Origin of the sequence: Polynucleobacter sp. AP-Capit-er-40B-B4 (genome assembly GCF_018882245.1) — a bacterium.
In the GTDB taxonomy this organism is placed as follows: domain Bacteria; phylum Pseudomonadota; class Gammaproteobacteria; order Burkholderiales; family Burkholderiaceae; genus Polynucleobacter.
On sequence record NZ_JACVOV010000002.1, the window covers coordinates 38,124 to 59,998 of the forward strand.

The window sequence follows — 21,875 nt, forward strand, 5'->3', positions numbered from 1 at the left end:
GCCTATATCAAGCCCAGATCAAGGTAGCAATGCCAATAGTAATAAAGGTAATGGCCGCTATGGCATGTACCCACTTGATAGGCATACGCTTAGTGAACTTCTGACCAATCCAAACAGCCGGGGCATTGGCCAACATCATCCCCAATGTGGTGCCAACCGTTACCGAGACTACATCCTCATAACGAGCACCCAGCGCAATAGTGGCAATTTGTGTCTTATCGCCCATCTCGGCCAAAAAGAACAGGCCCGTTGTTAGCAGAAATACTTGTAGAGCTTTATCTGCCACCTTGGATCCAGCGGCGTCATCAATATGATCAGGCACCAACAACCATAAACCAATACCCAAGAAACTCAATCCTAAAATCCAGCGCATGACATCGGGAGATACCAAAGTCGTCAACCAATGACCCAGCAATGCAGCACATGCGTGGTTAGCAATCGTGGCAATAAAAATACCGGCAATGATTGACATTGCTTGCCTTGGATAGCGAGCCGCAAGCATCAAAGAAAGTAGTTGGGTTTTATCACCCATCTCCGCTAAGGCAACTACCCCAGCAGAGAGGGTTAATGCTGAAAAATCCATGTCAGTTAGTCCAATCAGTTTCGCAATATTCTGCGTTTTAGGGATAGTTTAAATCCCGCACTCAATGGACCACCTTTTTAGACGTCCCTATGCCACCAATAACTCCTCAGCCGATGCACAGTCCAGCCCTTGAGCTTGTGCAACCGGCTCTGAAGTTAAAACTCCTTTATGAACGCTAAGGCCATTACGCAAATGGTGATCAATAGAAAGCGCCTTCATCAACCCACGATTAGCCAAAGCCTCGACAAAAGGATAGGTTGCATTGGTTAAGGCAAAAGTGGATGTTCTTGCAACCGCGCCCGGCATATTGGCAACACAGTAATGAAGCACTCCATCCACCACAAATGTTGGGTCTGCGTGAGTTGTAGGTCTAGAGGTTTCAAAACAACCGCCTTGATCAATTGCCACGTCAACCACCACCGATCCGGGTTTCATCTTCTTGATCATTTCATGTGTAACCAATTTTGGTGCTGCAGCGCCTGGAAGTAAAACTGCCCCAACCACAACATCAGCTTCACAAACCTCTTGCTCAATCAGCAAACTATCGGAGTAAAAAGTTCTCACTCGATTGCCATAGAACATATCAATTTGACGCAAGCGATCAATATCACGATCAAAGATGCACACATCTGCACCCATACCGACTGCCATTTGTAAAGCATTGCGCCCCACTACACCTCCACCGAGAATCACAATCTTTGCCGGGGAGACCCCAGGCACTCCCGCCATCAACACACCTAAGCCACCATGCGTTTTCTCAAGATGCGATGCAGCTGCCTGGATCGACATTCGCCCTGCTACCTCACTCATAGGCGCCAATAAGGGCAAGGCGCCATTCATAGCGGTGACAGTTTCGTAGGCAATACAAGTTGCACCAGATTGCAGCAAAGCTTTTGTTTGCTTTGGGTCGGGAGCCAAGTGTAAATACGTGAACAAAATTTGATCCTCGCGCAACATGGCGCACTCCTGTGCCTGAGGCTCTTTGACTTTCACAATCATCTCTGCCTTGTGAAACACCTCTGCTGCACTATTAATTAAGCTAGCGCCAGCAAGTCGATATGCTTCATCGCTCAGACCAATCTGCATCCCAGCCCCTCGCTGAATAAGGACGGAATGTCCCTGCTTACATAGCCCACTCACATTGCCGGGTGTTAGACCGACCCGATACTCATTATTTTTTACCTCTTGAGGCACGCCAATAATCATTGCTATCCCCTATTATTTAAAGTCACACTTAGTTGCTGTTTTGCGATGTAAACCCACGATATAAAACATCACGAGATACACGCACAATAAACACGGACCCACTATTAATGCGATCCGTGCATCCTCATGAAAGCCCATCAACACCACCACCAAAGCAATAAATGCCAAAGCAAACCACGAGGAATACGGCCACCAAGGAGCGCGATATGCCAACTGAGCTACTTGGGATTGAGATAGAGATCGACGGAATTTAATCTGCGTAATGAGAATGGCGATCCAGACCATCAAACCAATGAATGTCACTGCCGCCATCATGTATTGAAAGGCTTTATCAGGCACGAAATAATTCAGCACAACGCCAGTCATACAGACTCCGACCGTAGACATCACAGCACGATGCGGAACGCCATACTTGGAAAGCTTTGAAAATGATCTAGGGGCGTAACCATTCGACGATAAGGAATACAACAAACGTCCACCGCTAAAGATGCCCGCATTACATGAGGAAAGCGCAGCGGTGATGACAACAAAGTTAATTAACCCAGCTGCTTCACGTAAGCCCAATCTTTCAAACATCACCACAAATGGACTGCCTTGTTGACCCACCTGATTCCAAGGGAAGATTGCCAAAATCACAAGAATGGCACCCATGTAAAAAATCAAAATGCGCCATGCCAGGGAATCGATGGCCATGGGAATCGTTTTTTGTGGATTCTCAGCTTCGCCTGCAGACAAGCCAATCATCTCAATTCCAACATAAGCAAACAAAACCATTTGCAGTGACAGCAACATACCGCTGATGCCATTTGGGAAGAAGCCGCCGTGTTGCCACAGATTGCTTAAGCCGATGGGGTGCCAATTATTTGTAAATCCAAACAAGATGACTGAGCCGCCAAGCGCAATCATGGCAACGATGGCCACTACTTTGATGAGCGCAAACCAAAACTCAAATTCACCAAATACTTTTACGGCAATGAGGTTAATTAAGCCCATCATCACAATTGAGGAAAGCGCCCAGATCCACTGCGGCGTCTCTGGAAACCATATCCCCATATAAATACCTACGGCCGTGACTTCAGCAATGCCGACCACAATCCAATACGTCCAATAGCCCCACCCCACCATGTAACCGGCTAGCGGACCAACATAACTATTGGCATAGGCCGCAAAAGAACCTGCTACAGGTTCGTGTACCGCCATCTCACCGAGGGTACGCAAAACAATGAAGGCCACCAAGCCTGCGAGCAGATAACCCAAAAGAATAGATGGGCCAGCAATTTGTATAGCGCTAGCCGATCCAAGAAATAAGCCCACGCCGATCGTTGAGCCTAAGGCCATCAAACGAATGTGACGTACTTTAAGGTGGCGCTTTAAGCCATTGTGTTCAGTCTGCAAGAGAGACCTCCTTTCGATTTGTCGTTGGCGACTTACCAACGGAGCAAAGTCTAGGGAGGACTGATGATGAGCACTAGAGGCGAAAAATTACTAAAGTGACGAATTGAATAAATCTAAGCAGACATAAATAAAAATGTCTTTTAAATCAATGAGGGGTTTGCAATAAATAATTGGCGACTGCAAAAGAATCAGTAAATTCTTACAGGGAATCCCCTTAAGGATTTAATGTACTTTTTACAAAAAGCTACTGAGCAGCAATCAGATTGAGTATTTCCGCGGCAGCCGCTAAGCCACAAGCGGCAGTAACCATCACTGTAGAGCCGTAGCCCGAGCAGGCTAAGCCTCCGCTAGAGGCGCCAGCACGTGGTTCATGAGAGTAGATAGCGCGAATGCCAATCTTTTTCTTGAGATTCCTGGAGAAGCCGTGATCTTGTCTTAGTCCTTGGCGCACCTTTGCTAGCAAAGCATCTTGTTCGGTACGCGAGAGATCATCACAACGCACGGATGTGGGATCAGACTTTCCACCTGCAGCACCACACATCACTAAAGCACGCTGATTTTTAACAGCCCAAACAGATAAGGCAATTTTGGTTTGCACTGAATCGGTGGCATCCAATACCAATGCATTTTCTGGAATGAGTTGATCTAGATTTTCAGGCTCTAAAAATTCATCACAAGAAGTAAGTTTGATTTCTGGGTTGATTTGTAGAATGCGTTGTGTCATCGCCTCAACTTTTGCTTTACCGTACTGCCCTTCGAAAGCATGTAACTGTCGATTGGTATTGCTCTCGGCAATATGATCAAAATCGATTAAGACCAAATGCCCTATGCCAGTTCGCGCCAAAGCTTCAGCAGCCCAAGAGCCAACTCCTCCTAGACCTGCCACCACTACAGTCGCATTCAGAAAGCGCTCGCGCAGCTCCGGTCCATAGAGCCTGGAAACCCCGCCAAAACGACGATCTTCTAAACTGCCTTCTGCCTTGTCTTCTGCCATAGCTTCTCTTTATACTGAATAAATGGACTCCATTGCTCAACTCCGCAAAAACTATACCTTTGGTCAGCTATCAGAGACCGAAGTTCCTCAGGACCCCTTTCAGCTTTTTCAACTCTGGTTTGAACAAGCAATGAAGGCGGAGTGCCCAGAACCCAACTCCATGACCCTGGCGACAGCAGATCAAGCTGGAAATCCATCAGCCCGTATTGTCTTACTAAAAGGCGCAGATCAAAACGGGTTTACCTTTTTTACCAACTATGAAAGCCAAAAAGGCCGTGATTTAGCAATCCGCCCACAGGCAGCCCTCCTCTTCCATTGGCATGAACTGGAGCGCCAGGTGCGTATTCAGGGCATCGTTGAAAAAGTGAGTGCCGCTGAGAGTGATGAATATTTTCATTCCCGCCCGCCTGCTTCCAGAATCGGCGCCTGGGCATCCCCGCAAAGCGCTGCTATCCCCAATCGAGAATTCTTAGAAGAAGCGGAAAAGCGCTTCAAAGCAGAATTTGGTGACAAGCCCCCTCGCCCAGAGCATTGGGGCGGTTACCGCCTACGCCCTACTGAAATTGAATTTTGGCAGGGTCGCCCTTCCAGACTGCATGACCGCATGCACTACAAGTTAGAAGGAAACCAATGGCACGTAAATCGCTTAGCCCCTTAATAATTTTGTCTAAGAGTACTGAGGCGAGATCAGCGATTTAAATTTCGCTCTAAATTTAGCAAGCTTAGGGGCAACTACGGCCATGCAATACCCTTGGTTAGGGTGTTGCTGAAAATAATTCTGGTGATAATCTTCCGCCGGATAAATAGTTGGCGCAGCGTCAATCTGCGTGACCACTGGATTCGAATAAATTCTTGAATCCTCAAGCTCTTTGACTACCTCATGGGCGATCTGAGTTTGCACTTCGCTATGCGTAAAAATCACAGAACGATATTGTGTTCCATGATCATTACCCTGATAGTTCAAGGTGGTTGGATCATGAATCACAAAGAAAATCTCCAGTAGATCTCGGAATGAAACTATCTGTGGATCAAACAAAATATCCACAATCTCAGCATGCCCTGAAACGCCAGTGCAGACTGCCTCATAAGTCGGGTTAGGCCTAGCGCCACCGGCGTAACCAGAAACTACTGATTTCACCCCAGTAATTTGCTGATAAACCGCCTCAAGACACCAAAAACAGCCTCCGCCGAGGGTTGCACGCTCTAAAGGGGGTTCGTTTTTATCGATATTTGTTTCCATGGCTTTATCCTAATGCCTTATTTCAATGTCTGCCAACTAATAATCCCCTATGAATCGCTTCACAATCCAACTCGACGAAATTAAAGCCGCCTACGCCACAGAACCCAATCCATCACTTGAGGTGCGATTGGAGCGGATTAGTCGCATTGAAAAGATGATCGAAGCAAATGAAGAAAAAATCTGTAAAGCCCTGGCTGCAGATTTTGGTGTGCGTCACCCCATTGAATCTCGTCTCGCTGAATTCCAGATGGTTTACCAAGCCTGCAAATATACGCGCAAGCATCTAAAGGAATGGATGAAGCCCGTGCAAATGGAAACACCTTCTTTTATGGGATCGTCACAGGCTTGGATTGAAAGTCAATCATTGGGCGTAATTGGCATTATGAGTCCATGGAATTACCCAGTTCAGCTAGCGCTAATTCCAGCGATTGCTGCGTTTGCTGCCGGTAATCGCGTCTGGCTAAAACCTTCTGAGCGTAGCTCCCGCACCTCAGGATTTTTAGCAAGCTTGATTCAGGAATACTTTCACCCAAGTGAATTTTGTGTGAGCACTGGAGGCGTTGATGTGGCCGAACAATTTGCCGCACTACCTTTTGCCCATCTCTTTTTCACAGGATCAGAAGCGGTCGGTAAAAAAGTAATGCGCGCTGCTGCAGAAAATCTTACGCCCGTTACTTTGGAGTTGGGCGGTAAAACCCCAGCCATGATTGATGACTCAGCAAAACTTAAGGAAGCGGCCGCGGCCATTATTTACGGAAAACTACTCAATAGCGGACAGACCTGCATTGCGCCTGACTACGTACTGATCAACCAAGCCAATCGCGATGAATTTATCCAAGAGCTACAAACTGCAGCGCAAGCCCAATTTAGTAATCCCGAAGAACTCACGGGACCGATTGATGATGAACAATTGCAATACTGGCAACATTTGCTGGCTGACGCAATCGATCGTGGTGCAAAAGCAGTTGCCTTGCTAAATAATCCCTCCGCAGGCGCTAGAAGATTTGAGCCGGTCGCTCTCGTCGATGTTCCGCCTGAGGCACGCGTATTGCATGAAGAAATTTTTGGGCCGATTTTGCCAATATTGACGGCCAACAACACAGCCGAAGCCATTGATTACATCAACAACAAAGCGAATCCTTTAGCCCTTTACTGGTTCGGTAAAGACAAAAAGAATATGCAGCGTGTTTTAGAAGAGACTCGTAGTGGCGGCGTCACTATTAATGACACACTCTTGCATGCCACGGTAGAGTCTCTCCCATTTGGTGGGGTTGGTGCTAGCGGCATGGGCTCTTATCACGGTAAATCAGGCTTTGATACCTTTAGCCATCAAAAACCTATTCTTGAGGTGCGCGGTCTTCTGGGCACCAACCTTCTCAAGGGCACTAAACCCGCTCGCCCACCTTACGGCAAGAGCGCCGAGAGACTACTCAAGCGTCTTAGATAAGAAATTTAGATGTAAATCAGTCGTGCTGCGAATCCAATAAACAGGAAGCCGGCTGTAATCCATAGCACAGCGGCAGAACGAGGGTGACTCTCAAAATACTTTGAGAAAAATTGACCTGCACAAATCAGGCAACCTAAATATGTCATGCTCATAAGCTGCAAGACTATCGCCAGGTATAAAAATGTATAGGCCGGATTAGAAATATCTGGACGGATGAATTGAGAGAAGAAGGCAATAAAGAAAAATATTGCCTTCGGATTAGTTAACGATAAAGTCAATGCAGCCAACATAGGATGCATCTGCATGAGTCTCACTTGAATTTCATAAGTCTTCGCGCGGTGACCAAGTGACCAGCGCTGCATACCACTTCGCAATAAACCACATCCCATCCAAGCCAAATAAAGCGCGCCTGCAATACGAACTAGAGCGAAGACAATCGGGGACGCCATCAAAATCGATGTGGCACCTAATGCAACACCAATCATCAACATTGAATCACCAATAAAAATTCCGAACGCGCCCCAAGTGCCGGCGCGCCAACCTTTTTGTGTGGCAATCGTCAAAACATAAAGTGAGTTTGGGCCCGGCAATAAAATAATCAGTAAAGTCCCGAGCAAGTAGCCTGAGAAATCGACAATGCCGGCATTCGCTGGCGATAAGAGACCGTAAGGGAGCCATTCCATCACTCAATCATATAATTAATTCGGGAAAACCCTTGTAATTGAGCGCTCAAACTGTCATAATGAGAGGCTTTTTTAAGCAATTTGATTCATCGCCCCCCAGCTCTATTTCAGCGTACCGTTTAGAAGTCATAAACACAGAAGTCACAAAACGCGCTGCCGCTTGTCTGATGGTCGATGCCTTTGACCATCGCACCCTATAAAAAACCATGGGTGCAACATACGGAGACATCCCTTAAAGGGGATGTGTAATAGCATGACTTTTTCTAAAGAAACTAAACACGAGTCACACGACTCAAAGAGCGCTGGAAATGAATTCCAGAATTTTGCCCTAGCGGCATCACTCCTTAAAAACGTTGCTGAATTGGGCTATACCCAAGCCACTTCCGTGCAAGCTCAGGTTATTCCTGCAGCCCTAGCTGGTGGTGACTTATTGGTCAGCAGCCAAACCGGTAGCGGTAAAACCGCAGCCTTCTTATTGCCTTTGATTAATCAACTCATCGAAGACAACCCGAATAACTCACCTGTACCAGGTCGCGCACAACCTAAAGTGTTAGTGCTCTGCCCTACTCGTGAATTAGCTCAACAGGTTGCCGCCGATGCAGTGAATTTAGTTCGCGGCATGAAAGGTATCCGTATCGCAACTGTTATGGGTGGCATGCCTTACGGCAAGCAAATCCAGGCGTTAAAAGGTGCATTGTTAGTTGTTGCAACCCCAGGTCGTTTGCTCGACTTGTGCGACAGCAAGGCAATTCGCTTAGACGACGTAAAACAACTCGTTATCGACGAAGCCGATCGCATGCTCGACATGGGATTTGCTGATGACCTCGAGGCTATTGATAAGCGTTGTGCAGGCCGTAACCAAACTTTGATGTTCTCTGCAACTTTTGCGCCGAAGATTATGTCTTTAGCAAACGAGTTGACTACAGATGCCAAGCGCATTGAACTTGCTCACGCAGGTGAAAAGCACGCCAACATTGAACAGAAGCTGCATTGGGCTGACAGCATGTCACACAAGCATAAGTTGCTTGAGCACATATTGGCTGATGCCGATTTGGATCAAGCGGTTGTGTTTGCCAGCACTCAAGTTGAGAGTGAAAAAATTGCTGATACTTTGCGCGCCAATGGCTACGAAGCTACTGCCCTTCACGGTGCAATGCCTCAAGCTGTGCGTATGCGACGCCTTGAGTCTTTGCGTAAAGGTCATACCAAGATTTTGGTTGCGACTGACGTAGCGGCTCGCGGTATTGATGTACCACGTATTAGTCACGTGATTAACTTTGGCTTGCCAATGAAACCAGAAGACTATACGCATCGTATCGGTCGTACTGGTCGTGCAGGTCGCAATGGTGTTGCTATCACTTTGGTTGAACATCGTGATCGTGCGAAGATCCGCAATATCGAACGCTTTACACAGCAAGATATCGTTGCCTCAGTCATTGCTGGTCTTGAGCCACAAGCCAAGCCAAGCTTTGGTGGCGGCGGTGGTCGTCCTGGTGGCGGTCGCTCAGGCGGTGGTGGCGGTCGTTCCGGTGGTGGCTTTGGCGGTAATCGCTCTGGCGGTGGTGGCGGTCGTTATGGCTCAGGCGCTCGTTCAGAGTCTCGCTTTGGTGGCGGCGGCTCAGGCGATTCACGTCCAGCTCGCTCTGCTGACTCACGTCCTGCGCGTTCTGCTGACTCACGTCCTGCGCGTTCTGCTGACTCACGTCCAGCAGGTGGTCCGCGTTTTGCGAAGCCAAAGGCTGGTGGTCAACGTCGCAACTTTAGCGGTAGCTAAAAATGATTCACCGCAATCGTCTCCGTTCTGCATGGAATCGAGTCGGTTCCGGTGAAATCCATCGGGCGCCACGCGAGTGGCAACCATGGTTAAGCGATACCGGGTCTCTCACCCAAAAAATTGAGAAAGCAATTGGGCAAAAACTAGAAGTGCAGGTTTTGCGTGACTGCCCTCAATCACTTAATAGCGACGAAAGTCGCTATTTTCATTTCAAGATTAGGCGCTGTAGAGTGCGTGAAGTTCTTCTTTGCGCCAACGGAACCCCTTTGGTAATGGCGCATAGCGTCATTCCCACCTTAAGCTCTAGCGGCAGCAATCATGGCGTCCTGCGTCTAGGCACAAAGCCTCTAGGAGCTGTGTTATTTGCCAAAACCCGTAAGCACTCAAAAGCAAAACCTCCGCGAGATATTGCTCGTTTAGATAAAAGTAGTGAATTATGGAAAAAGTCTTCTAAACATTTTCCTGGTTTGAGTTCGCCTCTATGGGCACGACGCACCCTCTATCGATTAAAGGGTCACCCTATCTTGGTCAATGAAATTTTCTTACCTGCTTTATTGAATGCTGTGAAGTTTTAGTTCTTCGCTTTTGCTTTTAGATTGTTAACCAAGCTAAAGTAGATTTAATCAAAGCTTCATCACCAGGCTCACTGGTAAAGACTTCACCAAACCCAATTAACTCAGCTGCATCAGCAATATTGTGATGTGGGCATAGCGCGCTAGCACTATTTAAGTTTTGGATAAACTGGTCGTTCATCACCTCACCTAAATAACGCACCGCTTCAGAAGAAGTCAGCAGCCAGAGAGATTTACTCAAATCCATTTCTCGCACGAGATGCCAAGCGGGATTATCTAAATCTAAAGGTACACGACTGTATGTTGAAATGGCCTCTACAGCAGAGCCAGCCTTTGTTAATACATCAGCCAGCCAATCACGGCCACCCTCACCTTTAAAGATCACTACCTTCTTATTCTGCCAATTCCATTGAAGGGATCCAAGCTCCTGCCATAAACCCTCAGAGTCCCAATTTTCATTATCTTTAGGAATGATGATAGGCGTTGGGTTTTCTTCTAAACCAATACCGTGGTTTTTTAATGCTAGATGGCTACTGCCGCCCATCACACCAATCGGAATAATCTTTTTAGAAAAGTCTTGCCAGTCTCGCTCCAATAAACGCATCACGCTTTCAATGGCATTGGGACTAACAAAGATGGCCAGATCGGCATTACTCAATGTAGTTGCAATATGGTCAGCTAAATGCTCGTCTGACTTTGGAACGATGGTTAGCAAAGGTAATGACAGTATCTCTGGGAGACTGCGCTTTCCCACTCCACTCGCTTCGATTGCGCGAGTGAGCACCTCAATAAGCTGGCGCGCTTGGCCACTAGGTCTGGTAACGACGATCGTTTTAGTACTCATCGCTACTATTGGGTTTATTTAGAAATCTTTGGGATTAAGTCTGCAGCACCCTGCGATAGCAGATCTTTTGCAACTGCAAGACCTAGGGCTTCTGCATCCGCAACCGACTCTACTTGCGCACTGCCGCTAGCAAGGCAAATAGCTTTGCCATCGGTGCTTGCGACAAATGAGCGAATCTGCATTTGATTTTGATCCCAGACAGCATGAGCTGCTAACGGCACCTCGCATGAGCCACCCAACTGACGAGATACCATGCGCTCAGCAGAAACTGCAAACAAAGTGGGCAAGTCATTCAATGGAGCAAGCCACTGCTTGATATTGGGATGCTTACTGAGTGTTTCGATTCCTAATGCGCCCTGACCTGCGGCAGGTGTGTAAGGGTCGTAAGGTAGGAATGCGCGAATACGTGACTCCAATCCAAGGCGTTTTAAACCAGCAGCAGCCAAAATAATCGCTTGGTACTCGCCCTTATCCAATTTACCCATGCGGGTGTCTAAATTACCGCGTAAGGGTTGAATCTCGAGGTGAGGAAATTTCGCGCGCAAAACAGATTCGCGTCTTAAGCTGGATGTACCAACAATCGCTCCAGCAGGAAGATCTTCCAGGCTAGCGTAATCATTGGAAACAAAAGCGTCTCTTGCATCTTCCCTTGCCATGACACAAGAAAGATCAAACCCCTCTGGCATCACCATCGGGACATCCTTTAAGGAATGCACCGCCAAATCTGCACGACCATCCTCTAGGGCAGTTTCTAGCTCTTTTACAAAAAGACCTTTACCACCCACTTTAGAGAGGGCTCTATCCAAAATCTGGTCACCGCGGGTAGTCATCCCCAAAATCTGGACATCGCAGTCCGGATAGAGCTTTTTAAGGCAATCTCGGACGTGCTCAGCCTGCCACATGGCTAGGCGACTTTCACGGGAGGCGATTACGAGGCGCTTTGGGGCTGCCGAGGGGGTGGAATTCAGGGTTTGGGACATAACATTTAAAATAATCAAAGACCTACACCAATATACTGTGTTTATGAGCTCATCAAATAATTCCTTAGACAACAAAGCCCAAGCTTGGTCGGCCCGTTTTGCCGAACCCGTTGACGAACTAGTACAGCGTTATACAGCCTCTATCGGCTTTGATCAACGCTTTGCGATGGTAGATATCGCTGGATCCCTAGCCCATGCTGAGATGTTGGCGACCCAAAAAATCATTAGCGCCCAAGATTTGGCGGATATTCAAAAGGGAATGGCACAAATTAAGAGCGAGATCGAGTCTGGTCAATTTAATTGGCAACTCGCCCTTGAGGATGTTCACCTCAATATTGAGGCTCGTCTTACCGCCTTAGTCGGCGATGCCGGCAAGCGCCTGCATACTGGTCGTTCACGTAATGACCAAGTAGCAACTGATCTACGTCTTTGGTTGCGTGGTAGCGTTGATGACATTGCCGTGACTCTCAAATCTTTACGTGTGGCACTGTTGGATTTGGCTGAGAAGCATGCATCCACCATCATGCCTGGTCACACCCATTTACAAGTTGCACAGCCGATTACATTTGGTCACCACTTGATGGCCTACTATGAAATGTTTAGTCGTGATGCAAGTCGTTTGGCAGATTTGCGTGCTCGGTTTAATCGTTTGCCTTTAGGTGCTGCGGCTTTGGCGGGCACTACCTATCCAATCGATCGCGAGCAAGTAGCCAAGGCGCTTGGGTTTGATGGCATCTGCAATAACTCCTTGGACGCAGTATCTGATCGTGACTTTGCGATTGAGTTTTGCGCTTTTGCATCGATTTTGATGATGCATGTATCGCGCCTTTCTGAAGAGCTTATCCTTTGGTTGAGCCCACGCTTTGGCTTTATTGATCTACCTGACCGCTTTTGTACTGGCAGCTCAATCATGCCGCAGAAAAAAAATCCTGACGTTCCTGAATTAGCTCGTGGCAAGACTGGTCGTGTTTATGGTGATTTGATTTCTTTGTTGACTTTGATGAAAGGCCAACCGCTTGCCTATAACAAAGATAACCAAGAAGATAAAGAGCCTTTATTTGATGCTGTAGATACCGTGCAAGATACCTTGCGTATCTTTGCTGACATGGTTCCACACATTGAAGTCAAAGCTGAAGTAATGAAGAAGGCTGCTGAAGAAGGTTTTGCAACAGCAACAGACTTAGCTGACTACTTGGTTAAAAAAGGCTTAGCCTTCCGTGATGCACACGAAGCTGTAGCACATGCTGTTAAGGCCTGTGTTGGCAGAAACTGCATGCTCACTGACTTGAGCCTCTCTGAGCTCCGCTTTGCTTGTGGCTTAGATAATCGTCCTGAGCTCATTAGTGACGATGTATTTGCGTTGCTTACAGTGGATGGCTCCGTCCAATCACGCCAACATGCTGGCGGCACTGCCCCCGCACAAGTTCTTGCAGCCATCAAACGGGGTCGCGCAGACCTCTAAACTGCATGGGGTTTTGGTCCAAACTCTCTGCGGGTATTGATCGTGTAAACCAGCTTCTGGGTAAGGCAGCCAGCATTATGATTTTGCTGTCTTGCGTAGTGTCAGCAGCCAATGCACTTCTTCGCTATGGATTGGACGTCAGCAACAACTGGCCACTTGAGCTGCAGTGGTACCTCTTTGCTGCTGCAGTCATGCTTGGCGCATCTTACACACTGAGACGCAATGAGCATGTCCGGGTTGATTTAATTTATTCCCAACTTTCTGATCGTGGCCGCTTGTGGATTGACCTTTTTGGCTTAATCTTCTTTTTGATGCCAGCTTGTATTTTGTTTGCATGGCTATCATGGACCACTCTTTTTTATCCATCCTGGATAGTAATGGAGCATTCACTGAACTCTGGCGGATTAGCGCGCTATCCCATTAAGTTTGTGGTTCCATTTGGATTTTTCATGCTGAGCCTACAAGGCTTATCTGAAATCATTAAGCGTATCGGCGCACTTAAAGGTGAAATTACCCTACCCGCCGAAGACCTTCGTTATGAAAAGCCGATGCAATGATTCCATTAGAGTGGATGCCGCCCTTAATGTTTGCTGGGCTGATTGTCTTTATGTTAATCGGCTTCCCGGTTGCCTTCTCTTTAATGGCGGCAGGATTATTTTTCTCGCTGATTGCAATTGGTGAAGGCTTTTTTGGGATGGCGTTTCTACAGGCCATTCCTCAACGTATCTTTGGCAGCGTACTTGCCAACGATTTATTGCTAGCCATTCCCTTCTTTACTTTCATGGGCGCTATCCTGGAGCGCTGCGGACTTGCTGAAGAAATGCTGGACTCTATGGGGCAACTATTTGGGCGCGTACGTGGTGGCCTCGGATATTCAGTCATCATTGTTGGATTTATTTTGGGCGCAATCACCGGTACTGTAGCCGCTCAGGTGATCGCTATGGCCATGATCTCATTGCCGGTGATGATGCGCTACGGCTACAACATGCGCTACGCTACAGGCGTTTTGGCGGCTTCTGGAACCATTACACAACTAGTACCCCCATCTCTCGTTCTCATCGTGCTTGCTGATCAATTGAAAACCCAAAGTGGCAGCGCCGATGTGGGCAGCATGTATTTGGGCGCATGGGGTCCATCACTTCTACAGATCACCCTCTTTGCGCTCTACACCTTCTTCTTAAGTCGCATACACCCCGACTATTTGCCACCAGTTCCAGAGAGCGAACTCACCCTGAGGGGCTGGGCCCTTTGGAAAAAATGTCTCATGGGAATCATCCCGTCTGCGGTGCTGATTTTTTTAGTACTGGGGACCATCATGACTGGCATTGCAACACCGACAGAATCTGGAGCGATGGGTGCAATGGGCGCACTATTACTAGCGTGGATTCGCAGGGCGAGTATTCCGAATCTTAAAGGACTAATACAAGAGGCTTATCAAAACACCATGCGCATTACTGCCATGGTGGTCTTTATATTGATTGGGTCGACTTGTTTCTCTGTCGTGTTTCAAGGAGTGGATGGTGGATTCTGGGTTGAAGAGCTTTTCTCCAATCTTCCTGGTGGCTGGGTTGGCTTTCTAGTCGTAGTGAATTTATTTGTTTTCTTCTTGGCTTTCTTCTTAGATTTTTTTGAGATCGCATTCATTGTTGTGCCAATGCTGGCACCAGTAGCCGTCAAATTATTAGCCCCAGTGCTTTTGGCCTCCATGAATGGCAATCCACAAGCTGCAGCCAGCGCCGCTCTAGTTTGGTTTGGGGTCATGCTTTGCGTGAATATGCAAACCTCTTTTATGCACCCCCCATTTGGCTTTGCTCTTTTCTATCTCAGAGGCGTAGCGCCCAAAGAAGTCAAGAGTAGTGACATCTACTGGGGCGCCCTGCCTTGGGTAGCGCTGCAATTAGTGATGGTTGCGGTGGTGATTGCTTTCCCAGCCTTGGTGACAACCTTTTTGGATAAGCCTGCTGCAGCCATAGAAAGCCAGGACTTCAACTTCACGAGCGAAGACAATAAACCAGACACACCCTCAGCCAAAGTGGATGAAGATGCCCCGGTAACTTTTCAATTGGACAAGCCAGTCAAATAAAAATGCCCCACATTTGCGGGGCATCGTATTGCGAGATACAACCTGAATTAAAGAGTAATGTCGCGCTCTTGTCTGACACAATCGACGTAGTATTCGCTTTTTCCATCAACACTAGTTTTCACTAAACCGTGTATGTCCGTTTCAAATCCAGGGAACCGCTCGTTAAAGTCTCTAGCAAAGTAGAGATAGTCAACAATGCGCTTATTGAAACGCTCACCCGGGATAAGCAATGGAATGCCTGGCGGATACGGCGTTACCAACATTGCCGTTACGCGCCCTTCAAGTTGGTCTAACGGAACACGGTCGACTTGTTTGTGCGCCATCTTTGCCCATGCCTCTGAAGGCATCATCGCAGGAACCATGTCTGAGGTGTACATCTCTGTTGTCATACGTGCTACATCACGGCTCTTATAGAACTCATGTATCTGCTGGCAAATATCTTTTAAGCCAACGCGCTCATAGCGTGGGTGTTTGGCTACGAACTCAGGCAATACCTTCCACAAAGGCGCATTTTTATCAAAGTGGTCTTTGAACTGCTGCAACTCGGTTACAAGAGTATTCCAGCGACCCTTGGTAATGCCGATTGTGAACATGATGAAGAACGAATACAACCCACACTTCTCTACGATCACACCGTGTTCTGCAAGGTACTTGGTAACAATGCTGGCTGGGATACCCATAGAACCAAAGTTGCCCTCAATATCTAAGCCTGGCGTCACTACTGTTGCCTTAATAGGATCGAGCATATTGAAGTCTTTGGCTAACTTACCAAAGTCATGCCAAGCGGCAGAAGGCTCCAACACCCAATCTGAGCGCTCACCAATTCCTTCTTCTGCTAAATGATCTGGACCCCAAACCTTAAACCACCAGTCAGCCCCAAACTTATCATCCACTTCACGCATCGCGCGACGGAAGTCCATTGCTTCCGCAATGGATTCCTCAACCAGAGTTGTACCTCCAGGAGACTCCATCATGGCAGCAGAGACGTCGCATGAGGCAATAATCGCGTATTGAGGGCTGGTAGAGGTGTGCATCAAATAAGCCTCGTTGAAGCAATCACGATCTAGCTTCGCATCTTCTGCATCCTGCACCAATACCTGAGATGCCTGTGATAAACCGGCCAACAACTTATGAGTTGACTGGGTAGCAAACATCAAACTCTTTTTGGTGCGCTTGCGATCTGAACCAATAGCGTGCATATCCTTATAAAAAGGATGGAAGGCAGCATGCGGCAGCCAAGCTTCATCGAAATGCAAAGAGTCAACCTTGCCATCCAACATCTCTTTAATCATCTCAACGTTGTATACGATACCGTCGTATGTGCTTTGTGTGAGCGTCATGACGCGGGGCACCACATTTTTATCTTTGATAAACGGATTAGCATCAATTTTCTTCTTGATGTTTTTCCATTCAAACTCTTCTTTCGGAATCGGACCAATAATGCCCAGGTGATTACGGGTAGGCATCAAGAAGATAGGAATAGCGCCCATCATGGTGATGGAATGAATGACTGATTTATGGCAATTGCGATCTACCAGTACAACGTCGCCTGGCGCTACAGTGGAGTGCCAAACAATCTTGTTTGATGTTGAGGTTCCGTTGGTTACAAAGAACAAATGGTCGGCATTAAAAATACGGGCAGCATTACGCTCACTCTGCAACACCGGTCCTGTATGGTCCAAGAGTTGGCCCAATTCTTCCACGGCATTACAAACGTCAGCACGAAGCATATTTTCACCAAAGAACTGGTGGAACATTCGCCCCACTGGACTCTTTAGGAATGCAACGCCACCTGAATGGCCTGGACAATGCCAAGAATATGAACCTTCAGAAGCGTAGTTAGTTAACGCACGGAAGAATGGTGGCGCTAGAGAATCTAAATACACCTTTGCTTCACGAATAATGTGACGCGCAACAAACTCAGGCGTATCTTCATTCATATGAATGAAGCCATGCAACTCACGCAAGATGTCGTTCGGCATATGACGCGAAGTACGAGTCTCGCCATACAAGAAGATTGGAATATCTTCATTACGCTTACGAACTTCAGTAATAAATGCACGTAGGTTATTTAAGGCAGGTAGATCATGGTCTTCAGAATCGGAATCGAACTCTTCATCATCAATTGAAACAATGAAAGTGGATGCGCGAGAAGCCTGTTGAGCGAAAGAAGTAAGGTCGCCATAGCTAGTTAAGCCAATAACCTCCATACCCTCATTCTCAATCGCCTCAGCGAGGTCACGGATTCCCGAGCCCGAAATATTTTCGGAGCGGAAGTCCTCATCAATGATGATGATTGGGAAACGAAATTTCATAAATACTCCCCTACTAACTTGTCCGATATATTCGGAACCCACTTATCAAAATTGGTTAGATCAATTACTCGATCGCCGTCTGGTAATGCTGTGACTATATCGATGAATGTCGCATTTTGCTGCACATCTTTAGGCAAGTAAACATGGCGAGCATAGACCTGATTGGCCAAGCTCTCGTGATAACCCGTAAAGGTAATCAGTAAATGCCATTGACGCTCAATCGCCTCTTTGCCCAAGTAGTCCTTTAGGGCGCTTGTCTCATCAACACTATGCATTGCAGTCCAGGTTAATGAGAACACTGGGCTCTCAGAGCGGTGTAACTGCAATTCTACTGAGCGGCGATAACGCTCACCTTCGGCCGTCATGCTTTCAGCGATCAACCAAAGTCGCAACTGCGCTTCAACAATGTGTGAGCTGCGATCATTTGCCACTCGAAACTTAAATGTTTGTATGCCATCATGGCTGCCAACGACCGCCACTTTAGAGAAACGCACACCAGCAGTGGGTCTCGTAAAGCGCGCAAAAGCCAAGCCGGTGGTTAATGCAGAATACACAATCCCAAAGAAGGCTTCAAAAGTTACGATTGCATTGGGCCAGCTACCTATCGGCGTCATACGACCGTATCCAATCGTTGCCATGGTTTGCACGCTAAAGAAAAAGACATCTAGCAAAGAGCCGGGCTGAGCATGGGTAATTGCTCCATCCCCACAAGCCAAATAGGCAAAGGCGAATAGGAGATTGGCTCCAAGATAAACCAAGACAACCAGCAGCATGAAGCTGCCCCAGCTAGTGCCTAGTAGCCAGTGATAAAAATTGTTCTCTGGACGAGCAATTTCAGTACGCGAGAGTGTTGCGCGATATTCATCTAAGTTAATTCTCGCGGGACGGCGATTAAACGGAAATAATTTACGCACTGCCGTAATGGCTTAGGTCTTAGGCAGGGTAACGCCCCGCTGACCTTGATACTTACCACCGCGATCTTTATACGATGTACCACACACTTCATCACTCTCAAAGAAGAGTACTTGTGCGCAACCCTCGCCTGCATAAATCTTGGCAGGTAACGGAGTTGTGTTTGAGAACTCTAGAGTGACATAACCTTCCCACTCGGGCTCGAATGGCGTGACGTTCACAATAATGCCGCAACGCGCATAGGTACTCTTGCCAACGCAAACAGTAAGGACGCTTCGTGGAATCTTGAAATACTCCACCGTTCTTGCTAGTGCAAATGAATTCGGAGGAATGATGCAAACGTCACCCTTGAAATCAACAAAAGATTGTTCATCGAAATTTTTCGGATCAACAATGGTGCTATTGATATTGGTGAAGATTTTGAATTCGTCTGCACAACGAATGTCATAGCCATAGCTTGAAGTGCCATAACTTACGATTTTGTTGCCTGAGGCGTCTTGGCGAACTTGCCCAGGTTCAAATGGGCTGATCATGCCTTGCTCGCCCATGCGGCGGATCCAGTGGTCAGATTTAATAGTCATGGGCGAATTGTAAAACCTTCGCCCTTACCTGCCCACGAATTTATTGGGGTTTTTGGCTAAAAACGACCCTCTCCGGTGCGTTATAGATCTCGAAGTGTTTGCCCGAGCAGCGGGAGAGGATGGTGAGATTGGTTTTACGAGCCAGCTCCAACCCCATCAAGGTGACCCCTGAGCGGGTTAACAGGAAGGGAATGCCCATCTGAGCGCCCTTGATGACCATCTCCGAGGTCAGGCGGCCAGTGGTAAAGAAAATGAGATCCCTGCCCGGTTTATTGGCTAGCCACATTAAGCCCGAAATCGAGTCAACTGCGTTATGGCGACCAACGTCCTCAATGAAATGCAAAAGACGGACGCCCTCATTGCCATCGCGCTCAAAAACAGCACAAGCATGGACAGAGCCAGACTTCTTATAAATGGTGTCATGGATGCGGATAGAATCAATCAAGGCAACAATTGCCTCTTGGGATAATGAAGGCCCTTCGGGAAGCTGAATCTCGGACATCTCTTCAATTAAGCCGCCAAACATCGTCCCCTGACCGCAGCCAGTAGTCACTACCCGCTTGCTAGTTAAAGCGTCAATATCAACCGTGCTTCGGCGGGTTTTAACCGCAGCCGAGTCAGTTTCCCAGTCAACCTGAATACTTTCAATATCGTCTGGAGACTCAACTAGTCGCTGATTGCGTAAATAACCCAAGACCAAAGCCTCAGGAGCGCTACCCAAAGTCATAAGAGTCACCACTTCACGCTTATCTAAGTAAATAGTTAAAGGGCGCTCGCCAGGGATATGGGTCTTTTTAAGGCGCCCCATCTCATCCATGACCTCGACCTCATGCACCACGGGCACTGAGGCACAGGACATCTGAATGGTGGGTTTTGCTGCCATAAAATACTCTCTAAGGTCGGGCTAAATGAAAGTTTATCGGGATTTATCAGGACTTCACGGAGCTTTACTTTAACCGCAGACTAAAATCATTGCATAAGCCAGCATAATTGAGAGCTACACCCCAGTTAACCTTACCAACCTTCTTATTTAAGTTCGCATTACATGAGCAGTTCCCAACGCCGCCTTCTTGTTACCTCCGCCCTACCGTATGCCAATGGTCAGATCCATATCGGCCATCTGGTGGAGTATGTACAGACCGATATTTGGGTTCGCTTCCAAAGAATGCGTGGTCATGAAGTGCATTACGTTGGCGCTGACGACACTCACGGCACCCCCATCATGTTGCGCGCCGAAAAAGAAGGTCTTACACCAAAAGAATTGATCGCCAATGTTTGGAAAGAACATAAGCGTGACTTTGACAGCTTCCTGATTTCATTTGATAACTACTACACCACTGATAGTCCAGAGAATGAAAAACTCGCGCAAAGTATTTATATCAAGCTGCGTGATGCAGGCTTGATTGAAAAGCGAGCCATTGAGCAAGCCTACGATCCTGTTAAAGAAATGTTTTTACCGGATCGCTTCATCAAAGGTGAATGCCCTAAGTGTGGCGCCAAAGATCAATATGGCGACAACTGTGAAAAGTGTGGTGCGACATACTCACCTACCGATCTGAAAAATCCGTTCTCAGTCGTTAGCGGCGCAACACCAATTAAAAAGATTTCTGATCACTACTTCTTTAAGTTATCTGATCCGCGTTGCGAAGAGTTCTTGCGCGACTGGACCCAAGTCAAAACACCATTGCAGCCTGAGGCTCGCAACAAGATGAAAGAATGGGTTGGTCAACCCGGCGAAAGCAAGTTGGGCGACTGGGATATCTCCCGCGATGCCCCGTATTTCGGGTTTGAGATCCCCGATGCACCAGGCAAGTACTTCTATGTCTGGCTTGATGCCCCTATTGGTTACTACGCTAGTTTCCTCAATTATTGCCAGGCTAAAGGCCTGAATTTTGATGAATGGGTTAAGCCAGATACAACTACTGAGCAATACCATTTCATCGGTAAAGATATTTTGTATTTCCATACTTTATTTTGGCCGGCCACTTTGCAATTTGCGGGTTACCGTACGCCAACCAATGTATTTGCACACGGCTTCTTGACGGTTGACGGCGAGAAGATGAGTAAGTCACGCGGCACACTGATCTCTGCTAACAGCGTGATTGAGTGTGGCTTTAATCCAGAGTGGTTCCGCTATTACTTTGCAACCAAACTGAATGACAGCATGGAAGATTTAGATTTAAATCTTCAAGACTTTGTTGCGCGTGTTAACAGCGACTTATTAGGTAAGTACATCAATATTGCAAGCCGCAGTGCTGGCTTCTTGGTGAAGCGTTTTGGAGGCGTTGTTTCTGATGAAGCAATGGGTAATCCCCTCCTAAAAGAAATTGCATCCGCTAGCGAAAAAATTGCTGAACTCTACGAGGGGCGTGAGTACGCTAAAGCACTGCGCACTGTGATGGAACTTGCAGACAAGGTGAATGGTTTTGTTGATGAGAACAAGCCATGGGAAATTGCTAAAGATCCACAACGTGAAGCAGATCTGCAGCGCGTTTGCAGCATAACCCTGGAAGCATTCCGCATGCTCAGCCTTTACCTGAAGCCGGTTATTCCCCAAGTTGCTGCTGGAGTCGAGGAATTCCTCTCCTTGCCACCACTGTCCTGGGAGGACATCAATACCCCCCTTTCCAGCCAGAACCCTATCAAGCCATACAAGCACCTTATGACACGGGTTGAGGCCCCACAAATTGAGGCTTTGCTGGCTGCAAACTTGTAAAAAGCCCCCTAAAAAGCACCTATAATGGCGGTTGTAGTCCCTAGATAACTTTTCGAATTAATTTCATAAGTTATTGAATTTATTGAGT

The 21,875-nt window shown here is 47.4% G+C and carries 20 protein-coding genes; 8 read left to right on the top strand and 12 right to left on the bottom strand.

Annotation, left to right across the window (positions count from 1 at the left end):
• Positions 1-7 precede the first annotated feature (7 nt).
• The 4 genes from ICN19_RS05155 to ICN19_RS05170 all read right to left on the bottom strand — a co-directional run bounded on the left by ICN19_RS05155 (position 8) and on the right by ICN19_RS05170 (position 4,178).
• Positions 8-583 (bottom strand): TMEM165/GDT1 family protein, encoded by a 576-nt coding sequence (locus ICN19_RS05155; protein ID WP_216246077.1) that lies wholly within the window; start codon positions 581-583, stop codon positions 8-10.
• An 87-nt stretch (positions 584-670) separates the two neighbouring features.
• A complete protein-coding gene (gene ald / locus ICN19_RS05160; RefSeq protein WP_216246078.1) occupies positions 671-1,789 on the bottom strand; it encodes an alanine dehydrogenase in 1,119 nt (372 codons plus the stop codon).
• A gap of 12 nt (positions 1,790-1,801) precedes the next feature.
• On the bottom strand, positions 1,802-3,184 hold the full coding sequence (locus ICN19_RS05165; protein ID WP_216246079.1) for an amino acid permease: 1,383 nt from the start codon (positions 3,182-3,184) through the stop codon (positions 1,802-1,804).
• Positions 3,185-3,428: 244 nt separating this feature from the next.
• Positions 3,429-4,178 carry a ThiF family adenylyltransferase gene (locus ICN19_RS05170; RefSeq protein ID WP_216246080.1) on the bottom strand — a complete coding sequence of 250 codons (750 nt, stop codon included), beginning with the start codon at positions 4,176-4,178 and terminating at the stop codon, positions 3,429-3,431.
• Between the two features lie 22 nt (positions 4,179-4,200).
• Between ICN19_RS05170 and pdxH the strand changes: the two genes are divergently transcribed.
• A complete protein-coding gene (gene pdxH / locus ICN19_RS05175; RefSeq protein WP_216246081.1) occupies positions 4,201-4,836 on the top strand; it encodes a pyridoxamine 5'-phosphate oxidase in 636 nt (211 codons plus the stop codon).
• A gap of 9 nt (positions 4,837-4,845) precedes the next feature.
• Here the strand turns inward: pdxH and msrA are convergent, their stop codons facing one another.
• The gene (gene msrA / locus ICN19_RS05180; protein ID WP_216246082.1) at positions 4,846-5,418 is read right to left on the bottom strand and encodes a peptide-methionine (S)-S-oxide reductase MsrA; all 573 of its coding nucleotides are present in this window, start codon (positions 5,416-5,418) and stop codon (positions 4,846-4,848) included.
• Positions 5,419-5,467: 49 nt separating this feature from the next.
• On the opposite strand from msrA, the gene ICN19_RS05185 reads away from it, so the two are divergent.
• Entirely contained in the window at positions 5,468-6,865 is a 1,398-nt protein-coding gene (locus tag ICN19_RS05185; RefSeq protein ID WP_216246083.1) for a coniferyl aldehyde dehydrogenase, read from the top strand.
• Positions 6,866-6,870: 5 nt separating this feature from the next.
• On the opposite strand, the gene leuE is transcribed toward ICN19_RS05185, so the two are convergent.
• The gene (gene leuE, locus ICN19_RS05190; RefSeq protein ID WP_216246084.1) at positions 6,871-7,548 is read right to left on the bottom strand and encodes a leucine efflux protein LeuE; all 678 of its coding nucleotides are present in this window, start codon (positions 7,546-7,548) and stop codon (positions 6,871-6,873) included.
• 253 nt (positions 7,549-7,801) lie between these two features.
• Between leuE and ICN19_RS05195 the strand changes: the two genes are divergently transcribed.
• Positions 7,802-9,322, top strand: coding sequence for a DEAD/DEAH box helicase (locus tag ICN19_RS05195; protein ID WP_216246085.1), 1,521 nt, complete (start codon positions 7,802-7,804; stop codon positions 9,320-9,322).
• 2 nt (positions 9,323-9,324) lie between these two features.
• Positions 9,325-9,897: a chorismate lyase gene (locus tag ICN19_RS05200; RefSeq protein ID WP_216246086.1), complete on the top strand. Its 573-nt coding sequence runs from the start codon at positions 9,325-9,327 to the stop codon at positions 9,895-9,897.
• Between the two features lie 16 nt (positions 9,898-9,913).
• Here the strand turns inward: ICN19_RS05200 and ICN19_RS05205 are convergent, their stop codons facing one another.
• Both ICN19_RS05205 and hemC read right to left on the bottom strand, forming a co-directional pair.
• Positions 9,914-10,738, bottom strand: a complete 825-nt coding sequence (locus ICN19_RS05205; protein WP_216246087.1) for a uroporphyrinogen-III synthase — start codon at positions 10,736-10,738, stop codon at positions 9,914-9,916.
• Between the two features lie 14 nt (positions 10,739-10,752).
• Positions 10,753-11,718 (bottom strand): hydroxymethylbilane synthase, encoded by a 966-nt coding sequence (gene hemC, locus ICN19_RS05210; RefSeq protein WP_216246088.1) that lies wholly within the window; start codon positions 11,716-11,718, stop codon positions 10,753-10,755.
• A gap of 43 nt (positions 11,719-11,761) precedes the next feature.
• Here hemC and argH point away from each other — a divergent pair, with 43 nt between their 5' ends.
• From argH to ICN19_RS05225, 3 genes are read left to right on the top strand one after another with little or no spacing between them, the layout of a single operon-like run.
• Positions 11,762-13,180: an argininosuccinate lyase gene (argH, locus tag ICN19_RS05215; RefSeq protein ID WP_216246089.1), complete on the top strand. Its 1,419-nt coding sequence runs from the start codon at positions 11,762-11,764 to the stop codon at positions 13,178-13,180.
• A 5-nt stretch (positions 13,181-13,185) separates the two neighbouring features.
• Positions 13,186-13,737 carry a TRAP transporter small permease subunit gene (locus ICN19_RS05220; RefSeq protein WP_216246090.1) on the top strand — a complete coding sequence of 184 codons (552 nt, stop codon included), beginning with the start codon at positions 13,186-13,188 and terminating at the stop codon, positions 13,735-13,737.
• Positions 13,734-15,263 (top strand): TRAP transporter large permease subunit, encoded by a 1,530-nt coding sequence (locus ICN19_RS05225; protein WP_216246091.1) that lies wholly within the window; start codon positions 13,734-13,736, stop codon positions 15,261-15,263. The genes ICN19_RS05220 and ICN19_RS05225 overlap by 4 nt, the downstream gene beginning before the upstream one ends.
• 47 nt (positions 15,264-15,310) lie before the next feature.
• Here the strand turns inward: ICN19_RS05225 and ICN19_RS05230 are convergent, their stop codons facing one another.
• Genes ICN19_RS05230 through ICN19_RS05245 form a run of 4 tightly spaced genes read right to left on the bottom strand, consistent with a single transcriptional unit; the run spans position 15,311 to position 19,954 of the window.
• Positions 15,311-17,578, bottom strand: a complete 2,268-nt coding sequence (locus ICN19_RS05230) for an arginine/lysine/ornithine decarboxylase (protein ID WP_216246092.1) — start codon at positions 17,576-17,578, stop codon at positions 15,311-15,313.
• A complete protein-coding gene (locus tag ICN19_RS05235; protein ID WP_216246093.1) occupies positions 17,575-18,492 on the bottom strand; it encodes an ion channel in 918 nt (305 codons plus the stop codon). Before ICN19_RS05235 ends, ICN19_RS05230 begins: the two co-directional genes overlap by 4 nt.
• A gap of 12 nt (positions 18,493-18,504) precedes the next feature.
• The gene (gene dcd, locus ICN19_RS05240) at positions 18,505-19,071 is read right to left on the bottom strand and encodes a dCTP deaminase (RefSeq protein WP_216186498.1); all 567 of its coding nucleotides are present in this window, start codon (positions 19,069-19,071) and stop codon (positions 18,505-18,507) included.
• A gap of 40 nt (positions 19,072-19,111) precedes the next feature.
• A complete protein-coding gene (locus ICN19_RS05245) occupies positions 19,112-19,954 on the bottom strand; it encodes a formate dehydrogenase accessory sulfurtransferase FdhD (protein ID WP_216246094.1) in 843 nt (280 codons plus the stop codon).
• A 162-nt stretch (positions 19,955-20,116) separates the two neighbouring features.
• On the opposite strand from ICN19_RS05245, the gene metG reads away from it, so the two are divergent.
• The gene (metG, locus tag ICN19_RS05250; protein ID WP_216246095.1) at positions 20,117-21,787 is read left to right on the top strand and encodes a methionine--tRNA ligase; all 1,671 of its coding nucleotides are present in this window, start codon (positions 20,117-20,119) and stop codon (positions 21,785-21,787) included.
• Positions 21,788-21,875: the final 88 nt, after the last annotated feature.